General features: G+C 71.3%; 28 protein-coding genes, 1 tRNA gene and 1 riboswitch. Of the genes, 11 read left to right on the top strand and 18 right to left on the bottom strand.

From position 1 onward, the window contains the following. Window positions 1-45 precede the first annotated feature (45 nt). On the bottom strand, window positions 46-1,425 hold the full coding sequence (locus tag B1H19_RS39255) for a hypothetical protein (protein WP_203237152.1): 1,380 nt from the start codon (window positions 1,423-1,425) through the stop codon (window positions 46-48). 143 nt (window positions 1,426-1,568) lie between these two features. Between B1H19_RS39255 and B1H19_RS13940 the strand changes: the two genes are divergently transcribed. Further along, window positions 1,569-1,643 (top strand) — tRNA-Val (locus tag B1H19_RS13940). Between the two features lie 654 nt (window positions 1,644-2,297). Here B1H19_RS13940 and B1H19_RS13935 read toward each other — a convergent pair. Further along, window positions 2,298-2,630, bottom strand: a complete 333-nt coding sequence (locus B1H19_RS13935) for a helix-turn-helix domain-containing protein (protein ID WP_203237151.1) — start codon at window positions 2,628-2,630, stop codon at window positions 2,298-2,300. A gap of 298 nt (window positions 2,631-2,928) precedes the next feature. On the opposite strand from B1H19_RS13935, the gene B1H19_RS37925 reads away from it, so the two are divergent. Together B1H19_RS37925 and B1H19_RS13925 are read left to right on the top strand one after the other, a co-directional pair. After that, a complete protein-coding gene (locus B1H19_RS37925; protein ID WP_159028056.1) occupies window positions 2,929-3,483 on the top strand; it encodes a phospholipase A2 in 555 nt (184 codons plus the stop codon). 478 nt (window positions 3,484-3,961) lie between these two features. Beyond that, a complete protein-coding gene (locus tag B1H19_RS13925; RefSeq protein WP_159028055.1) occupies window positions 3,962-4,531 on the top strand; it encodes a hypothetical protein in 570 nt (189 codons plus the stop codon). A 264-nt stretch (window positions 4,532-4,795) separates the two neighbouring features. On the opposite strand, the gene B1H19_RS13920 is transcribed toward B1H19_RS13925, so the two are convergent. The 3 genes from B1H19_RS13920 to B1H19_RS13910 form a co-directional block, all read right to left on the bottom strand. Next, window positions 4,796-5,200 carry a hypothetical protein gene (locus B1H19_RS13920; protein ID WP_083105059.1) on the bottom strand — a complete coding sequence of 135 codons (405 nt, stop codon included), beginning with the start codon at window positions 5,198-5,200 and terminating at the stop codon, window positions 4,796-4,798. A 78-nt stretch (window positions 5,201-5,278) separates the two neighbouring features. After that, complete coding sequence (locus B1H19_RS13915) at window positions 5,279-5,461, bottom strand: hypothetical protein (RefSeq protein WP_083105058.1); 183 nt, start codon at window positions 5,459-5,461, stop codon at window positions 5,279-5,281. A gap of 327 nt (window positions 5,462-5,788) precedes the next feature. Then, window positions 5,789-6,553: a dienelactone hydrolase family protein gene (locus tag B1H19_RS13910; RefSeq protein WP_083105057.1), complete on the bottom strand. Its 765-nt coding sequence runs from the start codon at window positions 6,551-6,553 to the stop codon at window positions 5,789-5,791. Window positions 6,554-6,798: 245 nt separating this feature from the next. Between B1H19_RS13910 and B1H19_RS38650 the strand changes: the two genes are divergently transcribed. The 3 genes from B1H19_RS38650 (at window position 6,799) to B1H19_RS13895 (ending at window position 8,881) form a co-directional block, all read left to right on the top strand. Next, window positions 6,799-7,356: a hypothetical protein gene (locus B1H19_RS38650; RefSeq protein WP_203237150.1), complete on the top strand. Its 558-nt coding sequence runs from the start codon at window positions 6,799-6,801 to the stop codon at window positions 7,354-7,356. 286 nt (window positions 7,357-7,642) lie between these two features. Beyond that, complete coding sequence (locus B1H19_RS13900) at window positions 7,643-8,194, top strand: DoxX family membrane protein (protein WP_083109620.1); 552 nt, start codon at window positions 7,643-7,645, stop codon at window positions 8,192-8,194. Window positions 8,195-8,380: 186 nt separating this feature from the next. Further along, complete coding sequence (locus B1H19_RS13895; protein ID WP_083105055.1) at window positions 8,381-8,881, top strand: VOC family protein; 501 nt, start codon at window positions 8,381-8,383, stop codon at window positions 8,879-8,881. A 127-nt stretch (window positions 8,882-9,008) separates the two neighbouring features. Here the strand turns inward: B1H19_RS13895 and nicT are convergent, their stop codons facing one another. The 4 genes from nicT to B1H19_RS13875 form a co-directional block, all read right to left on the bottom strand. Beyond that, window positions 9,009-10,160: a Nickel transporter NicT gene (gene nicT, locus B1H19_RS13890; RefSeq protein WP_083109619.1), complete on the bottom strand. Its 1,152-nt coding sequence runs from the start codon at window positions 10,158-10,160 to the stop codon at window positions 9,009-9,011. Then, window positions 10,159-10,376: riboswitch (cobalamin riboswitch) on the bottom strand. Its footprint overlaps the gene before it by 2 nt. Beyond that, window positions 10,373-11,251, bottom strand: coding sequence for an alpha/beta fold hydrolase (locus tag B1H19_RS13885; protein WP_083105054.1), 879 nt, complete (start codon window positions 11,249-11,251; stop codon window positions 10,373-10,375). (Overlaps the previous riboswitch by 4 nt.) 111 nt (window positions 11,252-11,362) lie before the next feature. Further along, complete coding sequence (locus B1H19_RS13880; protein WP_083105053.1) at window positions 11,363-12,025, bottom strand: nucleoside/nucleotide kinase family protein; 663 nt, start codon at window positions 12,023-12,025, stop codon at window positions 11,363-11,365. Between the two features lie 46 nt (window positions 12,026-12,071). Continuing rightward, window positions 12,072-12,509 carry a cupin domain-containing protein gene (locus tag B1H19_RS13875; protein ID WP_237289286.1) on the bottom strand — a complete coding sequence of 146 codons (438 nt, stop codon included), beginning with the start codon at window positions 12,507-12,509 and terminating at the stop codon, window positions 12,072-12,074. Between the two features lie 222 nt (window positions 12,510-12,731). Between B1H19_RS13875 and B1H19_RS13870 the strand changes: the two genes are divergently transcribed. Next, entirely contained in the window at window positions 12,732-13,313 is a 582-nt protein-coding gene (locus B1H19_RS13870) for a TetR/AcrR family transcriptional regulator (protein ID WP_083105051.1), read from the top strand. A gap of 15 nt (window positions 13,314-13,328) precedes the next feature. Here the strand turns inward: B1H19_RS13870 and B1H19_RS13865 are convergent, their stop codons facing one another. Continuing rightward, window positions 13,329-14,486 carry a methyltransferase gene (locus B1H19_RS13865; RefSeq protein WP_083105050.1) on the bottom strand — a complete coding sequence of 386 codons (1,158 nt, stop codon included), beginning with the start codon at window positions 14,484-14,486 and terminating at the stop codon, window positions 13,329-13,331. Window positions 14,487-14,715: 229 nt separating this feature from the next. On the opposite strand from B1H19_RS13865, the gene B1H19_RS13860 reads away from it, so the two are divergent. Next, window positions 14,716-15,645 (top strand): universal stress protein, encoded by a 930-nt coding sequence (locus B1H19_RS13860; RefSeq protein WP_083105049.1) that lies wholly within the window; start codon window positions 14,716-14,718, stop codon window positions 15,643-15,645. Here B1H19_RS13860 and B1H19_RS13855 read toward each other — a convergent pair. From B1H19_RS13855 to B1H19_RS13840, 4 genes are all read right to left on the bottom strand, one after another. Then, window positions 15,618-16,160, bottom strand: coding sequence for a GNAT family N-acetyltransferase (locus B1H19_RS13855; RefSeq protein ID WP_083105048.1), 543 nt, complete (start codon window positions 16,158-16,160; stop codon window positions 15,618-15,620). The two genes, B1H19_RS13860 and B1H19_RS13855, sit on opposite strands and share 28 nt — an antisense overlap. A gap of 89 nt (window positions 16,161-16,249) precedes the next feature. Then, a complete protein-coding gene (locus B1H19_RS13850) occupies window positions 16,250-16,906 on the bottom strand; it encodes a DedA family protein (RefSeq protein ID WP_083105047.1) in 657 nt (218 codons plus the stop codon). 231 nt (window positions 16,907-17,137) lie between these two features. After that, window positions 17,138-17,602, bottom strand: a complete 465-nt coding sequence (locus B1H19_RS13845) for a DoxX family protein (protein WP_083105046.1) — start codon at window positions 17,600-17,602, stop codon at window positions 17,138-17,140. A 56-nt stretch (window positions 17,603-17,658) separates the two neighbouring features. Further along, the gene (locus tag B1H19_RS13840) at window positions 17,659-19,602 is read right to left on the bottom strand and encodes an FAD/NAD(P)-binding protein (RefSeq protein WP_083105045.1); all 1,944 of its coding nucleotides are present in this window, start codon (window positions 19,600-19,602) and stop codon (window positions 17,659-17,661) included. A 437-nt stretch (window positions 19,603-20,039) separates the two neighbouring features. Between B1H19_RS13840 and B1H19_RS13830 the strand changes: the two genes are divergently transcribed. Further along, window positions 20,040-20,798, top strand: a complete 759-nt coding sequence (locus B1H19_RS13830) for an ABC transporter permease (protein WP_083105043.1) — start codon at window positions 20,040-20,042, stop codon at window positions 20,796-20,798. 211 nt (window positions 20,799-21,009) lie between these two features. Continuing rightward, on the top strand, window positions 21,010-21,591 hold the full coding sequence (locus B1H19_RS13825; RefSeq protein ID WP_083105042.1) for a TMEM165/GDT1 family protein: 582 nt from the start codon (window positions 21,010-21,012) through the stop codon (window positions 21,589-21,591). Window positions 21,592-21,641: 50 nt separating this feature from the next. Here the strand turns inward: B1H19_RS13825 and B1H19_RS13820 are convergent, their stop codons facing one another. Both B1H19_RS13820 and B1H19_RS13815 read right to left on the bottom strand, forming a co-directional pair. Further along, on the bottom strand, window positions 21,642-22,304 hold the full coding sequence (locus B1H19_RS13820) for an HAD-IA family hydrolase (protein WP_083105041.1): 663 nt from the start codon (window positions 22,302-22,304) through the stop codon (window positions 21,642-21,644). A gap of 265 nt (window positions 22,305-22,569) precedes the next feature. Then, window positions 22,570-23,037: a hypothetical protein gene (locus B1H19_RS13815; protein ID WP_083105040.1), complete on the bottom strand. Its 468-nt coding sequence runs from the start codon at window positions 23,035-23,037 to the stop codon at window positions 22,570-22,572. Between the two features lie 288 nt (window positions 23,038-23,325). Between B1H19_RS13815 and B1H19_RS13810 the strand changes: the two genes are divergently transcribed. Further along, window positions 23,326-25,395 carry an MFS transporter gene (locus B1H19_RS13810; protein ID WP_083105039.1) on the top strand — a complete coding sequence of 690 codons (2,070 nt, stop codon included), beginning with the start codon at window positions 23,326-23,328 and terminating at the stop codon, window positions 25,393-25,395. 136 nt (window positions 25,396-25,531) lie between these two features. Here the strand turns inward: B1H19_RS13810 and B1H19_RS13805 are convergent, their stop codons facing one another. Further along, window positions 25,532-26,050 carry a GNAT family N-acetyltransferase gene (locus B1H19_RS13805; RefSeq protein WP_083105038.1) on the bottom strand — a complete coding sequence of 173 codons (519 nt, stop codon included), beginning with the start codon at window positions 26,048-26,050 and terminating at the stop codon, window positions 25,532-25,534. 346 nt (window positions 26,051-26,396) lie between these two features. Next, the gene (locus tag B1H19_RS13800) at window positions 26,397-26,717 is read right to left on the bottom strand and encodes an antibiotic biosynthesis monooxygenase family protein (protein ID WP_237289284.1); all 321 of its coding nucleotides are present in this window, start codon (window positions 26,715-26,717) and stop codon (window positions 26,397-26,399) included. Window positions 26,718-26,728: the final 11 nt, after the last annotated feature.

Genomic DNA, 26,728 nt, shown 5'->3' with positions numbered 1-26,728 from the left:
CGCCATTGCGGGCGGTGGAGCAGGGGGCCGGGGGCCTCCGGCGGCTCAGCCGCCGGCCGTCCCCCGGGCCTCCCGGATCTCCTGCACCACCCGGGCCGCGGTCTCCCGTACGGCCTCGGTCTCGGTCAGGAAGTGCCACCAGTCCGGATGCCGCCCCTCCAGGCTCGCGACCGCGCGCTCCAGGCGTGCCACCGCGTCGTCCAGCGGGCCGGCGTGCCGCGGATCGGGGGTATGGCGCCCGGCCATCGCCAGCCGCTGGGCGTCGCGGATCGCGAAGCGGGTCCGCTCGACCTCCTTCTGCCGGTCGAACGACACCGCATCCAGCCGCTGCAACCGGTCGCCGGCCGCCGACACCGCCGCGTCGGTACCGTCCAGCAGCGCCCGTACGGTCCCCAGCCGGCTCGTGGCGTCCGCCCAGCGCTGCTCGTCGCGGGCCTGCTGCGCCTCCCGCAGCTTCACCTGGGCCTGCCGGACGGACTGCGCGGCCTGCTCCGGCACCTGCTGAAGGTCCTGCCAGCACGCCGCGCTGTAGCGCCGCCGCAGTTCGCTGAGGATCGGATCGACCTTCTCGGCGCGCGTCGTGATCGCCTGCGCCCGCGTCCGCAGCGACACCAGCCGTTTGTCGATCTCCGCCGCCCGCTCCGGCAGCCGTGCCGCCTCGGTCCGTATCTCCTCGGCCTTGCGCAGCACCTCGTCGGCGCGCCGGATCGTCTCCTGGACGCCGTGCTGCCCGGCCCCCTCATTGAGCTTGGTCAGCTCCGGCGCGAGCCCCGCAAGCCGGGCCGCCAGATCGTCGGCCGTAAGCCCCTGCGCCCGCACACCGTCCAGGGCATTGCTGGCCCCCAGCAGCGCCTGCCGCGCCCGCTCCACCGCCGGCGCCAGCCGCGCCAGCTGCGTCTCCGCGCCCTGCAACAGCGGCCCCAGCCCCTGCGCAAAACGGTCCAGCTCACCCTTGACGCGGTCCAGCTCGTCCTTGGCCCGGACCAGATCCGCCCGCGCCCGCGACATGGCCGCGCCGTCCACCTCGTCACGGTCAAGATCATGGGAATCGACGGCGGTGATATAGCCCAGGCTCACCTCGTCGATCCGCCGACCGAGCTCCTCGTACCCCTGCGCCGCCCGCCGGGCCGCCGGCGAATTGTCGACCGCCGTGATCGTCTCTATCGAGATCCGCAGATCCCGCTGCGCGGTGTCCAGTTCATAGAACGCCGTCGCCGCCGCGTCCTTCGCGGCCTGCGCCTCGGCCCGCTGACCCTCCCCGCGCCCGAACCACCGGCGTGTCCCCCCACCGGCGAACGACTGCGGCGCCATCGCCACCAGCACCGGCAACGGCAGCAGCACCAGCGCCACCACATCCCTGACAGGTCCCCCGCGGCGCCGACGGCGTGCTCGCTGCTCATACGGCTGCGTGTGTGTCGCCGTCACATCCCTCTCCCGACCGGATACGCCCCAGAACCGACTGTCATTCTCCCACTCCCCGGAAACGAACACCCCGGCCGGTAAGTTCGCACTTCGAGCACGGGTTTGCAGTGCAGCCCCGTCGGCAAGGTACTCTGTCGGCTCGGCCAGGGCGCATAGCTCAGCGGTAGAGCGCTGCTCTTACAAAGCAGATGTCGGCGGTTCAAATCCGTCTGTGCCCACCAGTGAAAAGGCCCCCGTGGAGATCATTCCGCGGGGGCTTTGACGGCTGTATTCGCCGGCAGCCCCTATTGAGGGCGTGCACGACGGCGACGCCAGAGCCGGTCCATGTGGCCCAGTGCCTCCCTACGGATCGTGAAGACTCAGTCACTGTTGTTCGACCAGCCAGTGCCAGCAGCGAGGCGTTGATCCGCTTGCCGCAGGCGCCGCCGCAGCAGGGGGAGCGACGCACAGCCGAGGCTGAGGGGGCGTCCGACTCCGGCGGTTGTTCGTGGTGTCTGCATACAGCTTCTTCTGCACGCCCCACCTCGGGCGATCGCCGCCCTCGAAGCTGCGTACTCGTCCGGGCGAAGGGCCGCCCTGGTCAGCAACAACGCAGCGGTCACCGACATGATCGCTGTGGCCGATGCGCCGACATCTGGCCTCGGGTGACGCGCCCTGCACCTCGCGTCATCACCGATGCCGGGACATGGCCGGAAGCCCTCCCGAACCCCGGCTGACCAGCAGCGTTCCGTCCCTACGAGCAGCACCGCCCGACCGGAGTCGTGGAACTCGGAGCTCCCCTGACGCGACAGCTGGGCACGTGCACTGCGCGAAATCACCCAACAGGCCGGAACGGCCCGCTAGTTGGACCGGCCAGCCGTCAGGGAATGCCGAGGCTAGACGGTGTCACCGTTGTCGGCGAAGGTGACGGTCACGCCGTGGCCCGGTTCGACCGCGACGATGAGGGTCGAACCGAAGGCCCGGGCGATTCTTTCCATCAAAGGGAATGTCGGCATGCTTTTTCCGTGCTCCAGCCGGGAAATCGCTGCCTGGGTCAGGTCGGAAAGTTCGGCGAGCCGGGTCTGTGTCATTCCGGTTTTTTCGCGCCGTTCACGCACGGCTCGCCCCAGAGTTTCCTCCAGCCTTTCGCCCGGAATTCTCCTGGGCTTGGTGCGCTCCAAAGTCATCCCCCGTTGATGACGCACCTTCAACTCCTGCTCGTTCGACACCGATCAACCTCGGAACAGATGTACATTCGAAGACTAGTCGAAGTTCGGTCTCGTCCGACGCCCACTTGAGCAAGATCTGAGCTTCTTCTTATTTCCGCCGACCGGAGCCTGAAGCATCCCGTGCATGGCATATAGCGAGACTGGTATACGGCCGCTGGACTCACGCATATGGCCAGGTCAGACGCTCGGAGCAACACATTCCGTATTCCTCGATACGTCGGCCGAGAGGGAATCAATTGCTCCCGTGCCGCGGACATGCCATCGTTGCCGCCACCTCAACCGGAAAGGGAAAGCAGTCTTGACCAAGTTGCGTGCCACACTGACCGGGATCGCCCTTTCGGGCGCTCTTCTCACCACCGGGGCAGCGCCTGCGCTGGCGGATTCCGCGCCCACCGGAACCGCTTCCCACTCGGCGGCCGCCGCCGTGACCAAAGCGCAGAAGCTTGCCAAGATGAAGAGCCTCACCCAGGATTCGAATGCCTCGACCGGTAAGTGGCTGGACGCGATGAATCAGCACCTTGCCCACAAGCAGTCGATCGAGAAGTACAAGTTCAACTGGAACACCGATTACTGCTCCAACTCTCCGGACACGCAGCCGGGCGGCTACAGCTTCAAGATGGGCTGCTGGCGCCACGACTTCGGCTATCGCAACTACAAGTCGCTCGTCGGCAATTACTACTTCAAGAAGGACCACAAGAAGCGCATCGACAAGGCCCTTCTCAGGGACCTGTACAGCGCCTGCGACTACAAGCCCTGGGCCGACCCCTACCCGCCCGCGGCGCGTGCGCGGCTGAAGGCGGCCTGCCGGAAGGCCGCAAGGACGTACTACGGCGCGGTCAGCGCCGCCGGCTGACCCACCGGGATTCACCGCTGCCCACCGTGACCGGTGGCGGGTGCACAGACGGCGGGGCGTGGAGTCGATCTCCGCGCCCCGCCGTTCCGCCTTTCCCCCGTCGTGCGTCGGCCAGTCAATGCTTCGTACGTCCCCCAGTTGGTGGACGCCGAAATCGGGACCCGTACCATCTGCGGCATCGCACCCACACCTTCAAGGACGCTGCCCGGCATGGCAGTTGCCCCATGCTGCTCAGCAGGGGCCAATGACACCGTTAAGGCCGATCTCTGCGCGGCCTCCAGGTTCTCGCGCCTCGTACCCGGTGACGCAACTGTGTAGTGCGGCTGCCGTCGACGCCGCCGTCTGCGGCGCGGGCCGGGGTCGAGTCGATCATGCCCGTATGGCTTGCCCCAGAGGCATACTGGATCTGGAGGGCCGTGCGCTGGCAAGGATCGGGTCCGACTCTCTTCGCGGGCCGTGAGCGAAGAGGGTGTTGCGAATGAGTGGACATTGCAGTATTCGCGGAAAAGGAATCTCGGAAGAGGCGTTGTTCGGCGCTCTCGCCATAATGCTGATGGTGTTGGCAACCAGCCTTGCGGCGGTTTTCCACTCCAATGACGTCATCATAGTCATGCTTGTGCTGCTCGTTGGAGTTTGCGTCGTCTCCTTGCTCATCGCCAAAGACTACGAGTTCAAGGCTATTGGCCTCGGTCCGAAGGGGCTCTCCGCCACGGTCGAGAAAGTGAAGGGCGAAGTGGGTGATCTGCAGATAGCGATCTTCGGCCTACTGACGAAGCCCGAGCGCGAGAAATTGAAAGCGCTGGTCGACGAAGGGCCGGTAATGATGGACAGGGTTAACCTGGGGCCAATGAAGCTTGAGCTCGACCGGCTGGTCAATATGGGTTATATCGAATCGAAAAATCCCGCGCGCTGGCCTGGAGAGGTCCTCCAAGACAAAGAAGGGTGGACGCAAGAGGGGCAGTTCAGCCTGAAGGACTACGTAAAAATCGCCCCGCCCGGAGCGGAATACCTCAAGGCGTATGAGCGGTACCGTAAGAGCCGCTCGTAGGTGCGAGTTCTGCATGCGGGTCGCGGGTCGCGGGTCGCATGCTTCGTTACTCCGCTGGCTCGATGTGCCGTCGGGGGCGTCTCCGGAAGCCGTCGATGGGGAGCGCCCTGACGGTAGCGGCGATCGTCAGCCCAAGTCGGGTTGGTTGGCTCCAGGGATCTCGCGGATCTGGGCCCATCACCGCTGGCCGTCGTTCGTGAGAGTCGGCCGAAGAATGTGAGCCCCTACGACGTCGGTGCAATTGGCGCGACTGCGTGCCGGGGTTCAGTTCGGGACGCTCGAGCGGAATCGGCGGAGTAGTTCCTGGGCTGCGGGGCTTTCCCCGTCGAAGGTCTGATGCCGCTGTTCCGCAGGCAGGTCCGACGCCCAGATGCGGGCGCCGTGGCAACGGAAGCAGAAGGCGATCTCGAAGAGTTGCTCAGCGGTGCTGTGGGCCCGGATTCCCCAGCCGGGGAGGAAGCAGCGGTACGGCTCGCTGCTTGGCAGGTCCAGGATCAGCCCCCATACCTGCTGGGCCTGGTCCCTTTCCCAGACCGCAACAGCGTCGCCGGCCAGGTCTTTTGAGGTGAGGTGCCTGGCGGGATCCGCTATCCGGATGACGTCGATGAGCTCGGTCTTACGAGGTGCGGCAGGCGGTGAGGCGGCGGCTGATGGCTGACGTCCCGGCACGCGCGGTCGGGACGTCAGCGCAGTGGCGTGTGGCTCAGGGATGTGGGTGGCGGTCTGAGGCTGCTGAGGGGCGTGTGGTCACAGGAGTCCCTGTGCTGATCCGATCGCTCCGGGGGAAGAGGGGCGGTAGTGGTTGATCAGGTCCGCGTGTTGGTCGGGCCGGGCGGCACGGTGGGAGTCAGGGTGGTCGAACCGGGGGCGCCGTCCGTGCAGCAGGAAGGATGCGGCGCGGGACGCCAGACGGATCAGGGTGGATTTCATCGGTCCTCCATTCGTAGCGTTCGGCATCTTGAGGCCTTGAGTCTTCGGTGAGTTTTCGGTGCGTCTTCGTACTTCGCCGGTACTTCGAGCGTAGGGAACGCCGGGGGAGCGTGGAGCGATCTGAGTCAGAAGTGAGGGTGTGTGGCGTGGCAAGCCAACGCCGTTGGTGCGTGCGGATCGTGGGGTCCTCACCCTGCCGATCGGGACGAACTTCCCGTCGGTGGTCGGCCGGAGTCCATGCTGATCCGGCGCCAGACGTGGCCGAGGTGGCCTAGGTGGCCTATGGCCCCGCCTCCGCTGCTCAGGAGGAGGCGGGGGCACCTGCGTTCAGTCGGATCGGACGTGCTGTGCCAGCGCGTCGAGCGTCCGTTGCCAGGCGTCCTTGGCGGCCATTTCGTCGTAGTAGTCGGGGCGTTCGTCGTTGAAGAAGCCGTGGCCTGCCTCGGGGTAGGTGATCTGCTCGTGGGCGACGCCGGCGGCGTCGAGGTGGCTGCCGATGCGATGCCACTCGTCGAGTGACATGACGAAGTCATGCGCGCCGAAGAATCCCAGTACGAAGCCGGAGTTGGCGGCAATGGCCTCACTCCGGGCGACCGGGGGCAGCGGCTCGGCCATGGGAATGCCACCGTCCAGCAGCCACCCCCCGTAGTAGTTGACCACCAGGTCGAAGGGCCTCTCCGTCGCCGCCAGCATGGCGATGTGCCCGCCGACGCTGAACCCGAGGATCGCCGTGCCGCCACCGCCGGCGTACTGCTGAGCGGTGACCCGCGCAGCGGCGACGTCGGACAGCGCCTCGTCACGGCGCAGCCCCTTCATCAGCGTCATGGCCTGCCCGTATTCCGGCTCCTCGTACCCGAACTGCGAGCGCCGCTGGTGACGCCAGTAGAAGTCCGGTGCGATCGCGGTATACCCGTGCGCCGCGAACCGGCCGCAGATGTCCCGCAGATGCCCGGGAACCCCGAACATCTCTCCCGCGACGATCACGGCTCCAGCGGGTTCGCGCCTGGTCGGCCGTGCGATGTACCCCTCCGGGCCGTCACCGGCTCCCTCGCCGAGCTGGACCCACTGCGTGGTGAATTCGTCTGCAGACATCGTGCTTCTCCCCCTGGTTGCCGGTGCCGCGCAGCCTGGAGTCTAGGGCGATTGCCTCCGGTCGGCGGGCAGATCGTCCGAAGAGAGCGCCCTGGACGGCCGGAGGGCATTACGCGATGTCGGCGTCGCGACGGCGGAATCGACGGCCTTCGCGGTGCAGGTCACCGACGGCGGTTGGAGGCCCGTGCCTGACGTCAGTCGTCGACGGCCACACACGGTGTCGCGTGCTCGCCGTTCGAGGGGCGGTGGCTCGTTATGGTCCGTGCATACAAGCGGGAGATATCGGGACAAGTGCGGGCGTAGCGCTCACACTGCTTATTTCGATCGGGGCCTGGACGGATGCGCAGCGGCAGGCCCGGATCGGTCGGGAGGCCAATGAGATCAGCCATCGGCAGGCGGAGGCGGCGGAGCGGCGGGCGTGGGCGGTGGAGGAGGCCCTGGCGTCGGCGCTGCGGCTGCTGGGGGAGCGGGCGCCGTCGCTGGAGTTGCCGGAGATGGTGGAGATGCCGGAGGTGGGCGGCGGTGGGCCGGGCGAGGTGCGCTGGGAGGTCGGGCGGCTCGGGCGGTACGGGTTCGAGCTGCGGAATGTGGGGTCGGCCACTGCGTTCGGCGTGCGTGTCGACCCCGACGGTCTGGGGGGCGTCGCGCGCAATCTGCCCGAGGATGCCACGGTCCGGCCCGGTGAGGGTGTGCGGTTCGTGATGGCGGCGACGTTCGGGCGCCGGGTGCCCGGTGAGGTGCGCGTGCGGTGGGGCGGTTACGGGCGGGCGGAGGCGCAGGTGGTGGCGGTTCCTGCGGGGTGAGGTGGGCGGTCGCCTGGATGCCGGATGCCGGATGCCGGATGCCGGATGCCGGATGCCGGGTGCCGGCTGCCTGGGGCGGGGCCCGGGGGCCGGGCCCCGGGGGTGCGCATGAGGTGGGCTGTTCGGCTTGCTGGTGGTTGTCCGTTTCGGGGCGGCTGTGTATCGTCGAACGCATTGACTTGAAGTTTCAAGTAAATCGTCCACGCCTCGCGGAGCCGCCCGAAGACGGCACCCGGCGATGGCGCCCGACCACGACAACTGTCTCGACACGGGAAGAGCGCTCACCATGACGTCCCCCCACAGCACCCTCCAGGTCCCCCGGCTCGCTACCGAGATGCGCCGCGCCCCGTCCTCGTCCGGCCATGACGCCGGTCTGCTCCTTCTCCGCATCGTGCTCGGGCTGACCATGGCCGGTCACGGGGCGCAGAAGCTGTTCGGCTGGTTCGGCGGGGGCGGGCTGGACGGGACGGGACAGTTCTTCACGATGAGCGGCTATCCGTCGGGCAGGTCGATGGCCCTGGTGGCGGGGCTGAGCGAGACGCTCGGCGGGCTCGGCCTGGTGATCGGGCTGCTCACCCCGCTCGCGGGCGCCGCGGTCGTGGGCACGATGATCAACGCGCTCGCCGTGAAGTGGGGCGGCGGGTTCTTCGCGCCCAAGGGCGTGGAGTACGAACTGCTGCTGACCGCGGGCGCGGCCGCCCTGGCACTGACCGGACCCGGGCGGTACGCAGCCGACCGCCTGGTGCCCGCGCTGCGCGCCCACCGCTTCGCCTACGGAGCGGCCGCGTTGGTGCTCGCCGTGGTGCTTGCCGGGGGCGTGCTGCTGCTTCGGAAGTAGCTCCCATGGGAGCAGGTCGTACGGAAGGAGCCCGTACGGAGAAGCCCGTCCGCAAGGAGCCCGTCCGGAAGGAGCTCCTACGGAAGCAGTCCGTTCGGCAGCAGTGCGTATCAAGGCGCAAGTGCAGAGAACCACATGATCCGCGGTGCCCCGAGGGCGCGGCGGCCGGGAGTTGAGGAGAAGGTCTTGTCCGTACGACGTCTCAATCACGCGGTGCTGTACATCCGCGACGTGGACCGGTCCGTCGCTTTTTACACCGAAGCCCTCGGGCTGACGCTGGACGTCGAGATACCGGGGCGCGCCGCCTTCCTCAGCGCTCCCGGCTCGCTCAACGACCACGATCTGGGGCTGTTCGCGGTGGGGCCGGACGCGCCGGGGCCCGAGGCGGGCCGGGCCGGGCTCTACCACCTGGCCTGGGAGGTCGGCACGCTCGGCGAACTCGCCGCGGCCCAGGACCGGCTGGCGGCTCGCGGCGCCCTGGTGGGTGCCAGCGATCATCTCGTCTCCAAGTCCCTGTACGCCAAGGACCCGGACGGCAACGAGTTCGAGGTGATGTGGCGGGTGCCGCGGGAGGAGTGGCCCGGTCCGGACGAGGCGCCCCGCCTGCGACCGCTCGATCTCGCGGCGGAGCTCAAGCGCTGGGGTCCCGACCTGATGACCGGCGCGGCGGCCGGCTCGGCCACCTGACGGGCCGAATGCCCCCGGCCGGGCCGGTCCTGTCCGCCGGGCCGGCCCTGTCCGGTGGGTCGTCGCGGGCGGCTCACGACGACCCCCGGGACAGGCCCTACCCCTACCCCTACCCCTACCCCTACCCCTACCCCTGCCCCTCCGCCGAAGACCCCCGCGCCGCCCACCGCTTCTCCACGCCGGCCAGACGCCAGTACGCCAGGGCCGCGGCCCACACCACCACGAACAGGCCGACGATGAGGAAGCCGACGTTGTCGAGGTCGAGTCCGGAGATCCAGCCGGTCAGCGGGTCGTCGAGGCCGAGTTTGTCGTGCAGCACGGTCACCAGCTCGATCGTGCCGATGAAGAAGGCGACGGCGATCGACAGGCCGGTGATGGTGAGGTTGTAGTAGACCTTGCGCACCGGGTTGGAGAACGCCCACTGGTAGGCGAAGTTCATGAAGGTGCCGTCGAGGGTGTCGAAGAGGCTCATTCCGGCCGCGAACAGCAGCGGCAGGCACACGATGGCGTACCAGGGCAGCCCGGCCGCGGCGCCGCTGCCCGCCATCACCATCAAGGTCACCTCGGTCGCGGTGTCGAAGCCGATCCCGAAGAGGAAGCCCAGCGGGTACATCTGGCCGGGGCGCGATATCGAGCGGGTGAGGCGTCCCAGGATGCGGTTCATGAAGCCGCGCGCATCGAGCCGTTGCTCCAGCTCGGCCTCGTCGTACCGGCCGTCGCGCATACCGCGGAAGACCCGCCAGATCCCGGTCAGCGCGATGAGGTTGAGCGCGGCGATGAGGTAGAGGAACGTTCCCGAGACCGTGGTGCCGACCGTGCCCAGGATCTGGTGCGTACGGGAGGAGTCGTTGAGCAGGATGCCGGCGAGCTGGGCGCCGCCCGCCACCAGGGCCGCCATCAGCACGACCACGCTGGAGTGGCCGAGGGCGAACCAGAAGCCGACCGAGACCGGCCGTTTGCCGTCGGCCATCAGCTTGCGGGTGGTGTTGTCGATGGCCGCGATGTGGTCGGCGTCGAAGGCGTGCCGCATGCCCAGGGTGTACGCGGTGATGCCGAGCCCGACGCCGAAGACCTGGCTGCCGACGGTGTAGTGGCGGGGCACGACCAGCAGGAAGAGCACGCCGAAGGCGACGACGTGCAGTCCGGCTATGACGGCCATCAGGCCCGCGGTACGGACGGTGTCCTGCCGGCGCCAGCGGAACGCGGCGGGGGCAGGGGTGGTTGATGTATCGGTGGACAGAGCCATCCGGCGGTCACGCTCCAGCACCTCGTGGATCAGTTCGTGAGATGCCGTGGCCGGTCTCCTGGCTTACGGGTCTGCGCGTCCGCCCCCGCCTTCCCGGCCGCAGGCTGCGGTCAGTGGCGCCGTATCCGCGGGGCCGCGCATACGGAAAGGGACGGAAACTCCCCGATCACAGTGGCGAGGGCCGCTCCGGCCTGGGACCCACTGGGTCCGTCACCGGTCTTCCCGAACACCACGGCAGGGTCACTCTATCTGGCGATGTCCGATGACCGATGGCCGTCGACCGCGGAGAGGAACGTCCGCAGTGCCTGGTCGAAGACGGCGGCGTTCTCCAGGTTGACCATGTGGGCGGCGCCCGGTATCCGGACCCGGTGGGCCCCGGGGACGGCGAGGGCGAGGGCATGCGCATTGGCGGCGATGTCCCCGCTGTCGAGGTCGCCGTCGAACACCACCGTCGGCACCCGTATCTCGGACAGCCGGTCGGCCGCACCGACCTCCAGCGGCATCCCGGCGCCCATGCCCTCGGCGTGCGCCTCGGCATTGGCCGCGGCCGAGGCGCGGATCCGCTCGCGCAGTCCGGGGTGGACATCGCAGGGGCGGCGGTGCGGGCCGTCCACCCACATCCGCAGGAAGTGCTCCACGAAGCGCTCCATACCGTCGCCGTCCGGCGCGCCGATCGCCGCCACCTGGCCCTTGATGTGCTCGAGGACGAACGGATCGGTGAAGGCGCGGCCGCTGACACCGGGGGAGGCCAGGGCCAGCGCGCCGACCCGCTCCGGGTGGGCGAGGGCGGTGTCCAGGGCGACCCGGGCGCCGTGCGAGAGGCCGACGAGGACGGCGCTCGGGACGTCGAGCGCGTCCAGCAGGGCGCACAGATCGTCGTGGTTTGCCCAGTCCCCGGACACCGTCGAGGACAGGCCGTGGCCGCGGAAGTCGTAGCGGATGACGCGGTGGCCCGACCCCGCCAGCCAGGAGAACTGCTCGTCCCACATGTGCTGGTCGAGCATGCCGCCGTGCAGCAGCACCACCGCGGGGCCGTCGCCGGCCGTCTCGTAGAACAACTCGCCGTCCTCGACCGGCACCAGGCCGTTGTCGATCTCGGTCCAGGCGGCGAAGGGGTGGGTCATCGCGGGTACGTCCTTGCGGGGCGGTCGGCGGCGGGCGGGGCGGTGCGGCGGTCCTCGGCGTCGGGGTCCACCGGTGCAACGTCCGGGCCGTCCACCAGGTGCCGGAAATGCTCAATTCGCTGCATTCGGCGGCAGAGGGGCCTCTTCGGGGGCGAAGGTGACGACGAGATCGGCGCGGTGGCGGGTCGCCGCCACGGTGCGGGCGTTGGCCTCGTCCGAGGCGTGGACGAAGCGTTCGGCGTCGGCGCGCGGGCGGCCGAAGCGGGTGTGACGGTCGATCAGCCGCGGGATGCGGTCGCGGGCGTCCAGATCGACGTACCACACCTCGTCGAGCAGGCCCCGGATCCGGCTCCACGGCGCGGAGTCGAGGAGGAGGTAGTTGCCCTCGGTCACGACGAGGGGGACCTGGGGCGGTACGGGGATGCTGCCGGCGACCGGCTCCTCGATACGGCGGTCGAAGGCCGGGGCGTAGACGTCGGTGCCCGGTTCCGGCTCGCGCAACCGGGCCAGCAGCGCCGCATATCCGGCGGGATCGAAGGTGTCGGGTGCGCCCTTGCGGTCGATCCGGCCCAGGCGGCGCAGCTCGGCCCCGGCGAGATGGAAGCCGTCCATCGGGACCAGTACGGCCTGTCCGGCGAGCTCCGCCACCAGATGGGCGGCGAGGGTGGACTTGCCGGCGCCGGGCGGGCCCGCGATGCCGAGCAACCGGCGGCGGCCGGGGTGCGCGGCGGCGGCGAGCCGGCGGGCGCGGGACAGCAGGTACGGGGTGTCCATGGTGCGTCCATGGTGCCCGATGGACGGCGGGTCGCCGGGGCGGGATTCAGCGCCGGTATTCCATCCCGTGTGCGGCGCCGATCTCGTTGAGGCGGTCGAGGTCGGGGTGCCCGTCCGTCATGACCACCGGACCGGCTTCGAACATGTCCTCCACGAACTGCTCCCAGCCTCCCGGTGACGAGATCTGCAGGCACCGGGCGGGCGGCCGGGAGGCGTTGCGCAGGGCGTGGGGTATGCCGTGCGGCAGCAGGACGCACATACCGGGCGTCAGCCGGTGGGTCTCGCCGTCGAGGTCGACCTCCATCTCGCCCTCCAGGATGTAGAGGAATTCGTCGGCCTCGTGGTGGATGTGCGGCGGGATGTCGATGTCGAGCCGGGTCTCCAGGACGGAGAGCCGGCCCTCGGTGTCGTGCGTACGGGCCTTGACGGCGAAACCCGGCGGGAGGGGGACCCGCCCCGGTCGTCGTGCGCCGGCCGGCAACACGAAAAAGCGCTCCGCGGACGGCCTCGGCCGCGCTGTCTTCTCGGATTTCTCAGGCTTCTCGGATTTCTCGGCGCTCTCGGACATGGTGATCGCTGGTCCTCTCCGGAGTCGGACATGGGACGACGTGCGAAAGAGCAGGAGGGAAAGCTGTAGCTGTAGCTGTAGCTGTAGCGGAAACGGAATCCGATTCCGTTTCTTCAGCGTAGCAGTAGCATCGACGGCGTGGCAGCCTCCTCGACCTCCCCCGCGCCGCAGCGCAGACCGCGCGCCGATGCCGAGCGCAACCGCAGCCTTGTGCTCGACGCCGCCCGCGAGGTGTTCCGTGCGCGCGGCGACGAGGCGCAGATGCCCGAGGTGGCCCGCGCGGCCGGGGTGGGCGTCGGCACGGTCTACCGGCACTTCCCGAACCGGGCGGCCCTGATCGCCGCCGTGGGGGAGCAACGGCAGGCGGAGATCGTCGAGTTCGGGCGCACGTCCTGCCTGCCGCGCGCCGAGGCATCCGACGGGCTGGCCGCCTACCTCGAACACATCGGGGAGGTGCTCAGCGCCGAACGAGGGCTGTCCGCGTCCATCGAGGCGGCGTTCGGATCGGCCGAACCGGTCGGGGAAGGGCGGGCGCGGGCCGAGACCATCGCCGCCCAACTCCTCGCCCGCGGCAAGGAGGAGGGCACCGTGCGGACGGACGCCGAGGTCGGTGATGTGGTGATGATCGTCTGCGGGCTGGCCGCGGTGATCCGTCATGACGCCGGGGACTGGCGCCGCTATCTGCGCAACGCCTGCGCGGGGCTGCGGGCTCCGGGCTGAGAACGCCTTACGGCGTCAACCCCTCGCCCCCAGCCGCCACAGCGACGTGACCTCTGCCGCGCGGGCCACATGGAGCGGGTCGGAGGTGTCGCGGGCGCGGGGGTGGCGGGGGGTGATGTCGAGGCGGTCGAGGACGGTGAGGCCGCCGCGGGCGAACGCGTCGAGGAGTTCGGCGCGGGGGCGCAGGCCGAGGTGTTCGGCCAGGTCGGAGAGGATCAGCCAGCCCTCGCCGTCCGGTGTCAGATGGTCCGCCAGGCCGTCCAGGAAGCCGCGCAGCATCCGGTTGCCCGGGTCGTAGACCGCGCGCTCCACCGGGGAGGTCGGTTTGGCGGGAACCCACGGGGGATTGCAGACGACCAGGGGGGCGCGTCCGGCGGGGAAGAGGTCGGCCTCGACGACCTCCACCTGGCCGGCGACGCCGAGGCGTTCGGTGTTCTCGCGGGCGCACGCCAGCGCGCGGGGGTCCTGGTCGGTGGCCACGATCCGCCGCACCCCGCGCCGTGCCAGTACACAGGCCAGGACGCCGGTGCCGGTGCCGATGTCGAACGCCAGCTCCGGGCCGGGCAGCGGCGCCTCGGCGACCAGGTCCACGTATTCGCCGCGGGCCGGTGAGAAGACGCCGTAGTGGGGATGGATCCGGTCGCCGCCCAGGGCCGGGATCTCGACGCCCTTGCGGCGCCATTCGTTGGCGCCGATCAGGGCGAGCAGTTCGCGCAGCGAGAGCAGGGAGTCGCCGGGCGGGGCCCCCGCGGCGTCCGGTGCCGACGGCGGCCCGTACGCCCTGGTGCACGCCTCGCGGACATCGGGCGCGCGGTGCAGCGGGACCGTGTAGGACGCGTCGAGCGGGATCAGCAGCATGCCCAGGATGCGGGCGCGCTGGTTCTGGGCGGCACGGTGGAGATGGAACGCCTGGGTGACATCGGCGGGCAGCTTCTTGCGGGGCCGGCGGTCGATACGGCGGGCCAGCGCCGTCAGCAGCTGCCGGGCGTTGTGGAAATCGCCGCGCCACAGCAGGGCGGTGCCCTCGCAGACGAGTGTGTAGGCGTCGTCGGCACGGGTGCGGTCGTCGGCGAGGACGATCCGGCGGGGCGGCGGGGAGCCGTTCTCGGAACGCCAACGGGCGGAGCGGGGCTCGTCGGCCTCGATCCATTCGACGACCGTCGGAGTGTTCACCGGAATGTGCCTCGTGGGGTGAGTGGTGCGGGCTCCTCCCTGCGGAGGGGGAGGAGGGTGACGGTCGACTTTACTCCGTGTCGGACTCCCTGCCGGGCCGGAACCCCGTCCGCTGTCGTCCGCATGCGGGCGGGCGCAGGATGGAGACGGGAGGGGCGCGGGGGAGGAGGGAGGGGTTGGGCGGCATCGCAGGGGGTGGCATCGCGGGGGCCGACGCACAGGGGCGTGTATGGCGGACAGCGGGAGCCTCCCGGTCGTCGTTGCGGTGGACGGCTCGGTGGACGGCGAGCGGGCGCTGCGGTGGGCCGCGGAGGCGGCGCGGCTGCGGTCCGTGACGCTCCAGGTGGTGCATGTCTGGCCGTACGTCACCGCGCACCAGGTCGCCGCCGACGACGCCACCGGGGATCCGGTGCTGGACGAGCTGCGGGCCCAGCCGTTGGCCAGGAGCCTGCCGGAGGCGGAGTTCCGCAGCCTCAGCGGGCTGACCGGCTCCCAGCTGCCCACGCTCGGTGACGGGGCGCATCTGCTCGTCCTCGGCTCGCGCGGCCGCGGCGGCTTCGCCGCTCTGCTGCTCGGCTCCAACGGCCTGGCCTGTGCCGACCGGTCTGCCTGCCCGGTCGTGGTCGTGCCCCGCCCGGACCGGGCCGGCACCCGGTGCGACGAGGACGGCGAGCGCCTGCCGCCGGACGTCCCGCAGGTGACGCTGGGCCTGGACGCGTCCGCCGGGGAGCCCGGTGCGGTCGGCTTCGCGCTGGCCGAGGCGAGCCGACGCGGTGCGCGCCTGAAGATCGTCTCCGGCTATGCCTGGCCCGAGCGGGTGCCGCCCGTCGTCGCAGAGGGAGCGGTGCATGCGGCCACGCAGCGGGAGTACGAGCGCGCGCTCGATGCGCGGCTGGCCGACGCCCTCGCCCCGTACCGCGCGCGCTACCCGGAGGCCGACGTCGAGGTGGAGCTGCGGAACGCGGATGCCGCCGGGCAGTTGGTGGCGGCGTCCCGGGACAGCGATCTGGTCGTGGTCGGCCGGCGCCGTCGGCTGGGCCCCGTGGCGCACGCCGTACTGCTGCACGCCGCATGCCCGATCGCGGTCGTCCCGGAGCCGCCGGAGCAGCGGGGACCGCGGCCCCGCCCCGCTCAGTCGATGCCGAAGGCCGCCGGGTAACGGACCGTGCCCCGCGGCGGTATGGAGTCGTCCAGGGACAGCGCCAGGAAGGCGTCGTCCGGCCATGGCTGCGGGGGCCGGATGCCATAGCGGGACGCGGCCGGTACGAAGCCGAAGCGCGGGTAGTACGGCGGGTGGCCGAGCACGAGCGCGGTGCGCTCACCGGCCGCCCGCGCGGCCGCCAGCAGCGCCCGGATGACGGCACTGCCCGCGCCGCTCTTTTGATACCCGGGCAGTACCGCGCACGGGGCGAGCGCCACGGCCGGGACCTCGTCGACGTAACAGCGCGTCAGCAGGGCATGGGCGGCGGGCGTGCCGTCCGGGGCGTCGGCGACATACGACAGACCGGGCAGCCAGGCCCGCGGATCGCGGCGCAGCGCGTCGACGAGGTCCGCTTCCTCGGCGGTGCCGAACGCGGCGAGATGGACCTGGCGGACGGCCGCTGTGTCCGCGGCGGTCTCGGGCCGCGGACGCCAGTTGCCGTTCGGATCGCTCGAAACGTTCGGAATGCTCATACCCGCAATCGTCGCAGCCAGGTCTGACAACGAGCCAGGCGTTTTCCGCCCGCCGGAGCCACTCCTCCGCGGCCCCGGGGCGCGCCCCGTCAGTGGGCCGGCCGCCGCTCCGGCCGCCGTATGAGGAACAGCGCCGCCGACCCCGCCGCGAAGAGGGCGAGCACCGGGACCGCGGTGCTCACCCAGGACGTGCCCAGCCACCGGCCGCCGAAGTAGCCCAGGCTCACGCTGTACGCGGCCCAGGCCAGCCCGGCCAGCGCCGACCAGGGCAGGAACTCGCGGACCGTACGGTGGGCGACGCCCGCCCCGAGGCTGACCACGGAGCGCCCGGCGGGAGCGAAGCGGGCCAGGACGACGATGCCGCCGCCCCCGCGGGAGAGCGCCGCGCCGAGACGTTCCTGCGCGGCGGCCAGGCGGCGGGAGCGGGCGAGGGCCCGGTCGAAGCGGTCGCCGCCGCGCCAGGCGAGGCGGTAGGCGACCATATCGCCCAGCACCGAGGCGGTGGCCGCGCACAGCACCAGGGAGACCATCGCGGCCACATGGTGGGTCCCGCCGTGGACCGCGGTGCCGGTCCGTACGGAGTCGACCGCATCGGCGGCGGTGCCGGCGCCCGCGGCCGTGGTGGCCGCGGCGACCACCAGGACGCCGCTGGGCAGGATCGGCACGAAGACGTCAAGGACGATGGAGAGGCTGACGATCGCGTACACCCAGGGGGTGCCGCTGAGCGGCCCCAAGTCTTCCCACAACGTGCCACTCCCGGTCCGGACCCCGCCGCGACGTCGCTTCGTGCGGCAGGGGCGGCTCTAGCGCCATACAGCGTACGCCTGGCCTTTTGGGGCCTCTGAGCTGGGGCGGGCGAGGTGCGCGGGGCGCGTCGGCGACCGACGGGGGGCCGATGACGACAACGGCCCGTACGGCGCCGTGCTGCGCGCCGTACGGGCCGGAGGCTGCCGGGCCCGGGGCCCGGACGGGGTGTGTCAGACGGCGCTCGGCTCGGGCTTCGCGGCGGGTGCCTGCGCGGCCTGGCGGTCGCCGAAGAAGAGGCGGTCGAGCGACCAGGCGCCGGGGCCTATGAAGGCGATCAGCAGGAAGGCCCAGCAGAACATCACCGACGGCTCGCCGCCGTTCTGCAGCGGCCACAGCGCGGTGCCCTGGTGGACCGAGAAGTAGGCGTAGGCCATCGAGCCGGAGCTGACGACCGCCGCCGCGCGGGTGCTCAGGCCGACCAGCACCAGGATGCCGCCGGCGAGCTGGATGACCGCGGCGTACCAGGCCGGCCAGGCGCCGGTGGGGACGGAGTGGCCGGTGCCCATGGCGCCGCCGAGGACGCCGAACAGCGCCGACGCGCCGTGGCAGGCGAAGAGCAGCCCGACGACGACGCGGAACAGCGCGAGGACGTGCGGGGTCGCTCTCTGAGTGAACGACGCGAGGGGAGCGGACATGTCAAGTCTCCTACGGTGGGGACGAGGTAACCGTTGGAGGTATAGGTTAGGGGTGCCTAAACAGTACTTGCAAGTTCAACATCTGGCGGGTCGGCGACGGCGGGAACGTTTCGGCGCCCGGCCCGCGCCGCCACCCGGAGCGCGGCCCGCGCCACCGCGTCCGTATCGGAGAGCGTCACCGACCCCACTCCGGGCCGCGCCCCCGCCGCCGTCACCCAGTGCACCCCCTCCGTCGGCACCCCGACCGCGAAGCGCCGCGGGTGGCGGCGGCCGTCGGCCTCGATGAGGTGGTACGGGCTGGGCGACACATCCAGGCCGCCGGTCTCGTAGCCGTCCACCGTGTGCGGCCGGCAGCCTCCGTCGGCCAGCAGGCGGGCCAGCAACTCGTCCCCGGTGCGCCGCAGATCAGGCTCCGGCAGCCGCGCCTCTATCAGGGCGCCCGCCGTCACCGCGGCGCCCGGAACGGCCCGCGACGACGCCGTGAAGCCCGCCCCGCGGCCACCGGGAGCGCCCAGGCCGACCTCCATCCGGGGCCCGACCACCTCCAGCACCCCCGCCTCCAGGAGCGCGGCCATCTCCTCTATACGGCGCCGCGGCGGCCCGATGGACAAGAAGGCGTTGAGCGGGGTGTACCAGCCGTCCAGGTGGTCGCGGCGGGAGGCGCCCCGAAGACCCCCGTGGTCGACGATCTGCCGCAGCTCGTTGCGCAGATCCCGCAGCACGTCCAGCGCCGCCTTCACCGGGCCCGCGACGTTGCCCTGTCGCGCGTTCGCGACGTCCTCCCGCAGCCGCGCCAGCAGCCAGTCGCGGAAGGCGGCACGGTCGGCGAACCGGCGGTCCCCGCACGGGCGGGAGATCCGGTCCCAGCACCAGCGCTCGGCGGGCGCGATCCCGAACGCGTCGAGGACGGCGGCCTCCTGCGGGCTGCGGTGCGCGCTGCCCAGGAAGCGCGTACGGAACCGCTCCCGCAGCGCGGCGCCTCCAGGAGCGCGGCGCAGCAGCGCCTCGTAGTAGACCGACTCCACCTCCTTGGCCACCAGGGGCCACACCTCCCCCAGGAAGTCGGGCTGTTCACCGGAGTCGGCCCGTTTACGGAAGGCGGCGATCACCTCGGGGGTGAGCAGCAGCGGCAGATGGCGCCCGTGCGCGCCCTTCGCGTTGTCACCGCGGGCGTGGTACGGCACGCCGCGCCGGGACCCCGCGTACAGCCGGGGCTCGTGCCCGGAGGCCCGGTAGGCGAGCGCGCCGTCCGCGCCGCGGACGAACCGTCCCCCGCGGCCCGTGGTCAGCAGTGCCATGTGATCGAAGAAGTTCAGCCCGAGGCCGCGCAGCAGGACGGGGCGGCACGGGGGCAGCGCCGCCAGATCCTCGGTGAGATCGGCGGGATTGGCGGGCGGGAGGTAGTGCAGCCCGTGCGCGGCGGCGTAGTCGGCCAGCCGCTGCTGCTCCGGGGCGGGCGCGGCCGGCAGATGCCCCTGGGCGAGCACCACCGCGCCCAGACCGTGCAGCGCCCGGCCGTCGTCCAGGTGGAGCGACTGCGAGCCATCGGGCGCCTCCGCCAGCCGCACCGCACGGGCCCGGTGCGGCACGACCGTCACCTCCGGGGGAGCGGTGCGCACCACCCGCTCGTGGAACCACTCCAGATAGCGCCCGTACAGCGCCCGCCCCGGATAGTCGTCCGGGCCGACGTCGCAGCCCTCCCAGGCGTGCAGGCTCGGCCCCGGGCGGATCGGCCCGGCGCACTCCACGCTCTCGTCGGTGAACAAAGTGACCTGCGAGGCGACCGTGTTCATCAGCAGCTCGGGCGACTGGGCCGTACGCCAGACCCGACCGGCCCCGGGCGGCGCGGGGTCGATGACATGGACGGTCAGGTGGGCGCCCGGGGCCAGTTCGGCGGCGGAGGCGCAGATCCGCTCCAGCACACTCGTCCCGCGCGGCCCGGCGCCGACGAGAGCGAGGGCGGGCCGGGCGGGGCGGTCGGCGATGAGGTCGGCTGCCAAGAGGGGCTCTCCCTGGGGGGCGGGCGGAACGTGCCGCCTATCATCACCGCACACCCCCGCGGCCCAGCACCCGGGGCACCCAAAGGAATTCACGTGATCCCAGGGGCCGTCGGCCCCGTGACTGCCGGCCTACGGGGGCCCGATCGCCCACATCACCGCGTTCCCCGGCAAGCTGCGCGAGGGCGGCCGAAAGCCCTCGGAAACCCCCAAGACACCCGCCGCCCCGGTGGCGCCGCGCCCGCGCTTCTCCGCGGCGTCCGCAGCCAAGCCGGACACATGCTTCACCCCCACCCACATCCGGACGTAGCGGCAGCGGTACGAGACCTCCGGCGGCAGCCGTTTCGCCGGGCCCCTGTCGCCCCGCTGACGGACCGCCATGAGTGGGTCGGAGCAGTCCGGTCGGCACGCGCCCGCACCCGCCCTCCTAGAGTGAGCGCGTGCTGCTGCCGGTCAACGCCACCCTCGGGGTCGTCCTCGCCGTCCTGCTGGCGGCCGCCGTGGCCGTCGCCGCCGTGGCGCGCCTGGGTCACTCCCGGGCCATCGCGCTCGCCGGGCTGCGCGCCGCCGCCCAGCTGGCCGCCGTCTCGTACCTCATCGGCTGGGTGGTGCGGGCGCTGCCCTGGCTGCTGTGCTTCCTCATGCTGATGTTCGCGGTGGCGGCACGGACCGCGGGCCGCCGGATCACCCAGAACCGCACCTGGTGGTGGGCCGCCGTACCGATCGCCGTCGGGGTCGCCCCGGTCATCGCCCTCCTGCTGCTCACCGGCCTCCTCCCACCCCGCGGCCTCACCCTCATCCCCGTCACCGGCATCCTCATCGGCGGCGCGCTCACGGCCACCGTGCTCGGCGGGCGGCGCGCGCTGGACGAGCTGGAGATACGGCGCGGGGAGTTCGAGGCGGGGCTGGCGCTGGGGCTGCTGGACCGGGAGGCGCGGATGGAGGTGGCCCGCCCGGCCGCGTCCGATGCGCTGCTGCCGGGGCTGGATCAGACCAGGACCGTGGGACTGGTCACACTCCCCGGTGCCTTCGTCGGGATGCTGCTGGGCGGCGCCTCGCCCGTACAGGCCGGTGCGGTCCAGCTGTTCGTGCTGGTCGCGCTGCTCGCGGTGCAGGCCGCGGCGTGTGCGGTGGTGCTGGAGCTGGTCGCGCGGGGATGGATCCACCGCGTACCCTTGCGGACAGCAGAAGGGGAGTAGCTCTCTGCCGGACCGTCGACATACTGCCCACCCGTCACCTGACCACCGCCCCTGGTGGAGCGCACTTCGCGCGGTGACGTCGTGAGCCGGCGCCCGGAGGCGTGTGACACGCCCAGCGAGACCTTCGGCCGCAGTGTTCGACGCTGCCGTGCCGAAGCGACCCCTTCCCCGGGCCTCTTTGGTGCGGCCCTACCGATCGAGGTTCCACTCCGTGTTCAGCTTCACCGTCGCCGCCGTCGTGTTCGGCGTCGTCTTCCTTGCCGAACTGCCCGACAAAACCGCGCTCGCCGGCCTCATGCTCGGCACCCGGTACCGGCCCTCCTACGTCTTCGTCGGAGTCGCCGCCGCCTTCCTGGTGCATGTCGCGCTGGCCATCGCCGCGGGCAGCGCGCTCGCCCTGCTCCCGCACCGCGCCGTCCAGGCGGTCGTCGGGGTGCTCTTCCTGGCGGGCGCCGCCGTCCTGCTGTTCAAGAAGGACGACGGGGAGGACGAGGTGACGGCGCCCGCCGACCAGAGCTTCTGGAAGGTTTCCGGGGCGGGCTTCACGATGATCCTGGTGGCCGAGTTCGGCGATCTGACGCAGATCATGACCGCCAACCTCGCCGCCCGTTACGACGACCCGCTCTCGGTCGGCGTCGGCGCCGTGCTGGCGCTGTGGGCGGTGGCGGGCCTGGGCATTCTGGGCGGCCGCACGCTGATGAAGTACGTACCGCTGAAGCTGATCACCAAGGTGGCGGCCGGGGTGATGGCCCTGTTGGCGGGGATCAGCCTGTACGAGGCGGCCACGGGCTGAGGCGGGGCCGGGCGGGGGCCCGGGGGCCGCTCGGGCCGCCGCGTCGCGTCTCAGGCCGCGATGTGCAGCGCGATGAGGCCGTCCGGTAGCGCCTCGACGCGGATCTGGGTGAGGTCGCGGACGTGGGCGGTGGGTGCGAACGCGGCGGCGCGGTCGCCGACGCCGAGGACGCGCATCCCCGCCGCGCGCCCGGCCAGGATGCCCGCCTCGGAGTCCTCGAAGACCACGCAGTCCTCGGGGCGGTGACCCAGTTCGGCGGCCCCCTTGAGGAAGCCCTCGGGGTCGGGCTTGCTGGCGCTCACGTTCTCCGCGGTGATCCGTACGGACGGCATGGGCAGCCCGGCGGCGCCCATCCGGGCGTCGGCGAGCGGGCCGTTGGCGGAGGTCACCAGGGCGTGCGGCAGCCGGGCTATCGCGGCCATGAAGGCGGGGGCGCCGGGAACCGGCACCACGCCGTCCGTGTCGGCCGTCTCCTGCGCGAGTATGCGGCGGTTGTCCGCCAGGTTGAGCTCCATCGGGCGGTCCGGGAGCAGCGCGGCCATCGTGGCCCACCCCTGGCGCCCGTGGACGACCGCGAGGACCTCGTCCGCGTCCAGCCCCTGCTCGGCCGCCCAGCGGCGCCAGCAGCGCTCGACGACGGCCTCGGAGTTCACCAGCGTGCTGTCCATGTCCAACAGCAGGGCGCGGGCGGTGAGCGTGGTGGTGGCCGGCATCGACGGGCTCCTGGGCGCTACGGGCGGACGGGTCGGGAGCTGCGGAAAGAACACAAGCGGTCCCGCCCGCCGGTCAGGGAGTGCGGGCGGAACCACTTTGTTCCTACACGATACAAAACGCTCCCGGCTGTCGACAACCGCCCTGGTGAGAGCAGCTGTCAGGCCCTGTGGCTCCTGGGTCGGCGACTCCGGGTCCGGGGCTCCTGGGTCAGCGATTCCAGAGAAGCCCGCGTCCGCGCCCCGTAGACGGCAGTGGGGTCGCCGGTCACCCCGTACGCCTCCTGGTAGCGCGCCACCCGCGTCCCGTACGCCTGCCGGAGACGTGGCCGACGCCGCCGGAGGCCCGGGTGGGGCCGGAGGAGCGGTCCGGGCCGTCCGCGGAGACGTCGGCCGAGTGGAAGATCCTGACGGTCCGGGAGGTGGGTCCGGGGCGGCGCGGCCTCAGGGGCGCGGGGGGTGCCGCCGCGGTGTCGCCTACGGGGGCGTCTGAGCGGTCGCCCGAGGGGGCGCCTGAGCGGTCGCCCCAGGGGGTGTTTGAACGGGCGCCCCCTAAGGACCCGTCCGCCGCCCCGTACGCCTCGTCGTCCTCGTCCTCCTCGGTCCCCGGCAGCGACACATACGGCCGGATGCGCAGCGGATCGAAGTCCTCCGCGTCGACCGCCGCACACAGGCAGTTCGGCCGTCCGTCGCCGCGTACCGGGGCACGGCAGTGCGGGCAGGTCTGTACGGTCACGAACGGTCGCCTCCTGGGAGCCATCCAGCCTTCGAGCCCTCGAACCGGCAGCGATTATCCAGAGCCCGCACGGGTCTGCACAGGAACTGGGGGCATCCGCGGGACATCGACGGGGCATCCGCAGGACGTCCGACGGGTGTCCGCCGGGGGGCCGTACAGCCCCGGGGCCGTGGGCCCAGCCCCGGGGCTGCCGCTCGGCGGGCCATATCGGGCGGAACCCACCACGATGGAAGGAACGCGAAGGGCGGTCCACCAGGGGCGGACCGCCTCGGACCGAGGGAGACGCTCATGGCGCACGACACCCGCGCGTCGGCCATACCCGGCGAGGGCCGGTCCCAGCGGGCGGTCCTCGTCGCGATCGGCGCCCTGTTGCTCGGCATGCTGATCGCGGCACTCGACCAGACCATCGTCGCCACCGCGCTGCCCACCATCGTCAGCGATCTGGGCGGCCTGGACCATCTGTCCTGGGTGGTCACCGCTTACCTCCTGGCCTCGACGGCCGCCACGCCGCTGTGGGGCAAGCTCGGCGACCAGTACGGCCGCAAGAAGCTGTTCCAGACCGCGATCGTGATCTTCCTGATCGGTTCGGTGCTGTGCGGGATCGCCCGCACCATGGGCGAGCTGATCGCCTTCCGGGCGCTCCAGGGACTGGGCGGTGGCGGTCTGATCGTGCTGTCGATGGCGATCGTCGGCGATCTCGTACCGCCCCGGGAACGCGGCAAGTACCAGGGCCTGTTCGGCGCCGTCTTCGGCGGTACCAGCGTCCTGGGGCCGCTGCTGGGCGGGCTGTTCGTCGACCACCTCAGCTGGCGCTGGGTCTTCTACATCAACCTCCCCGTCGGCATCGTCGCCCTGGCCGTCATCGCCGCCGTCCTGCACATTCCGCGCCGCCGTACCAAGCACCGGATCGACTATCTGGGCACCGCCCTGATCGCCGGCGTCGCCACCTGCTTCGTGCTGATGACCTCGCTCGGCGGCGTGAGTTACCCCTGGGGCTCCTGGCAGGTCGAGGGGTTCGGCATACTGGGCGTCCTCCTGCTCGGCGCCTTCGTCCTGGTGGAGCGCAGGGCCGCCGAACCCGTCCTCCCGTTGCGCCTGTTCACCCTGCGCACCTTCACCCTCTGCGCCGTCATCGGCTTCGTCATCGGCTTCGCGATGTTCGGTTCGATGACCTATCTGCCGACGTTCCTCCAGGTCGTGCAGGGGGTCAGCCCGACGATGTCCGGTGTGCACATGCTGCCCATGGTGCTCGGCATGCTGATCTCGTCGACCGCCTCCGGGCAGATCGTCTCCCGCACCGGCCGCTACAAGGTCTTCCCGGTCCTGGGCACCGCCGTGGTGACCCTCGGCCTGCTGCTTCTCCACCAGCTCACCCCGGCCAGCAGCGTCGTCGAAATGAGCGGCTACTTCTTCGTGTTCGGCTTCGGCCTCGGCCTGGTCATGCAGGTCCTGGTGCTCATCGTGCAGAACGCCGTGCCCTACCAGGACCTCGGCGTGGCCACCTCCGGAGCCACCTTCTTCCGTTCCATCGGGGCCTCCTTCGGCGTCTCCATCTTCGGGACGATCTTCACCAACGCCCTCGGTCCGCGGATCGTCCGTGCCCTCACCGGTGCGCAACTGCCGCCCGGTGTCACCCCGTCGACGATCGCGCAGGACCCGCGCACCGTCCATCGGCTCCCGCCCGCGGTGGTGGCCCGGGTCCTGGACGCCTATTCCCGCTCGATCACCGATGTCTTCCTCTACGCCGTCCCGGTCGTCCTCCTGGCCTTCGCCCTGGCGTGGTTCCTCAAGGAGGAGCCGCTGCGCCGCAGCGTGACCGCCCCCGAGACCAGCGAGGTGCTCTCCTCCAACCCCGTCGAGCGCTCCTCGCGCGACGAATGCGCCCGCGCGCTGTCCAAACTGGGCAGCGCGGAGGGCCGTAAGCACATCTACGAGAAGATCACCGCGCGGGCCGGCCTCGACCTCAAACCGGCCGCCGCCTGGCTGGTGCTGCGCATCTACCGGTACGGATCGGTGGAGGCGGCGCTGCTGGCCGAACGCACCAATGTGCCGCTCGGCGTGGTCACCGAGGCCATCCGCCAGGTCGAGGAGCGCCAACTGGCCGAGCGCGAGGGCCTGATGCTGTTGCTCACCGACCTCGGACGCGATGCGGCCGCTCGCCTCTCGACCGCCCGCCAGGAGTCGCTGGCACAGCTGCTGGGCGACTGGTGGACCAAGGACCGCCCCACCGACCTGACCGAACTCGTCCGTGAGCTGACGGCGGAGCTGTGCGGCTCGGACGGCGAGGAACCCCACGACGGCGACGCCCGCCAGACCGTACCGCGCACACCGCGCGGGGTCTCGCGGCCGCCGGGGTGACGCGGCGGGGGGGCCGCCCCCCCGCCGCGGGGCACGGGCGTGCGCACCCGCCCCGCGGCGGGGGGGCGGCCCCCCCGCCGCGGGGCACGGGCGTGCGCACCCGCCCCTTCGCCTCTCCCCGTACCCCCTCAACCCCTCACCGGCTCAGCCGTTTCTCGAAGAAGATCTCGGCATAGATGCCGTCGTGATACGGCGGGATCTCGGCGAACCCATGCCGCCGGTAGAACGCAATCGCCTCCACCAGATCCAGCCGGGTGTCCAGCCGGATCCGCTCGGCCCCCATCCGCGCCGCGGCCGACTCGGCGGCCGTGAGCAGCGCGTCCGCGCCGCCCCGGCCGCGGTGGCGGGCCCGTACGAAGACCTGCTTGAGTTCCGCGGTCCGCTCGTCCAGCAGCCGCACTCCGGCACAGCCGGCCGCCGCACCACCGTGCCGGGCCACCAGCAACACACCGTGCGGAGGCGCCAGATGGACATCGGGATACTGCGCCAGGCCCTCCGCGATCTCCTCTGGCGTGGCGCGACGGTCCTCGTGCAGCGCGTAGTAGCGGCCCGCGACCTCGGTGTAGTACTCGCGCAACAGCTCCCAGGCATCGGGGGAGTCGACGGGTTCGGGGGAGACGGTCCAGGCAAGCGGGGGCGCGACGGCGTCGGTCATGGCGCCATTGTCATCGAGGGCCGAGTCGGTTCCGCAACGCATTGTGCGTGCGGGCCGTCATGTCCGGGAACTCCAGCCGTGATGGTGTGGCGAGCTCTCACGCATACATGTGTCGGTGGTGTGTGTGGTGGTAAAGGTGGGCGTGGCCGGCTCCCGGCTTCCTGATCTTTCTCGTTCATGATCAGGACTCCATCCGCAAAGTCGCTCGCGGTTAGGGCCTAACGGCCCATAGGGATCGTCACGCGAGAGACCCTTCCGTCGCTGCCCGGAGTGAGCGCGATACACACTGATGCGCCCCGATCTCGACGAAACGATCGGGGCGCATCACTGGCGTCGCCTTCTGACGCTAGGCGGTCTTCGGCTCGGCCTGCTGTACCACCTCGAACGACCACAGGGTGGAACCGCTGGCGGCGGGCTTCGGCCGGTCACCGCCGCCCTGGTGAGCGGCCTTCATGGGCCCCTCCATCCACGCCTGGAACGACTCCTCGTCACGCCACCGCGTGTACACCAGGTAGTCGTCGGTGCCTTCGACCGGGCGGAGGAGCTCGAACCATTCGAAGCCGTCCGAGCTCTCCACCGCGTGCGCACGGGAGGCGAAGCGCTTTTCGAGGGTTTCCCGCTGTTCGGCAGGGACGTTCAGCACGTTGATCTTTACCACGCTAGGCACATGACACCTCT

Origin of the sequence: Streptomyces gilvosporeus, from assembly GCF_002082195.1 — a bacterium.
Classification (GTDB): Bacteria; Actinomycetota; Actinomycetes; order Streptomycetales; family Streptomycetaceae; genus Streptomyces; species Streptomyces gilvosporeus.
This window is presented reverse-complemented; position numbering and strand designations above follow the sequence as displayed.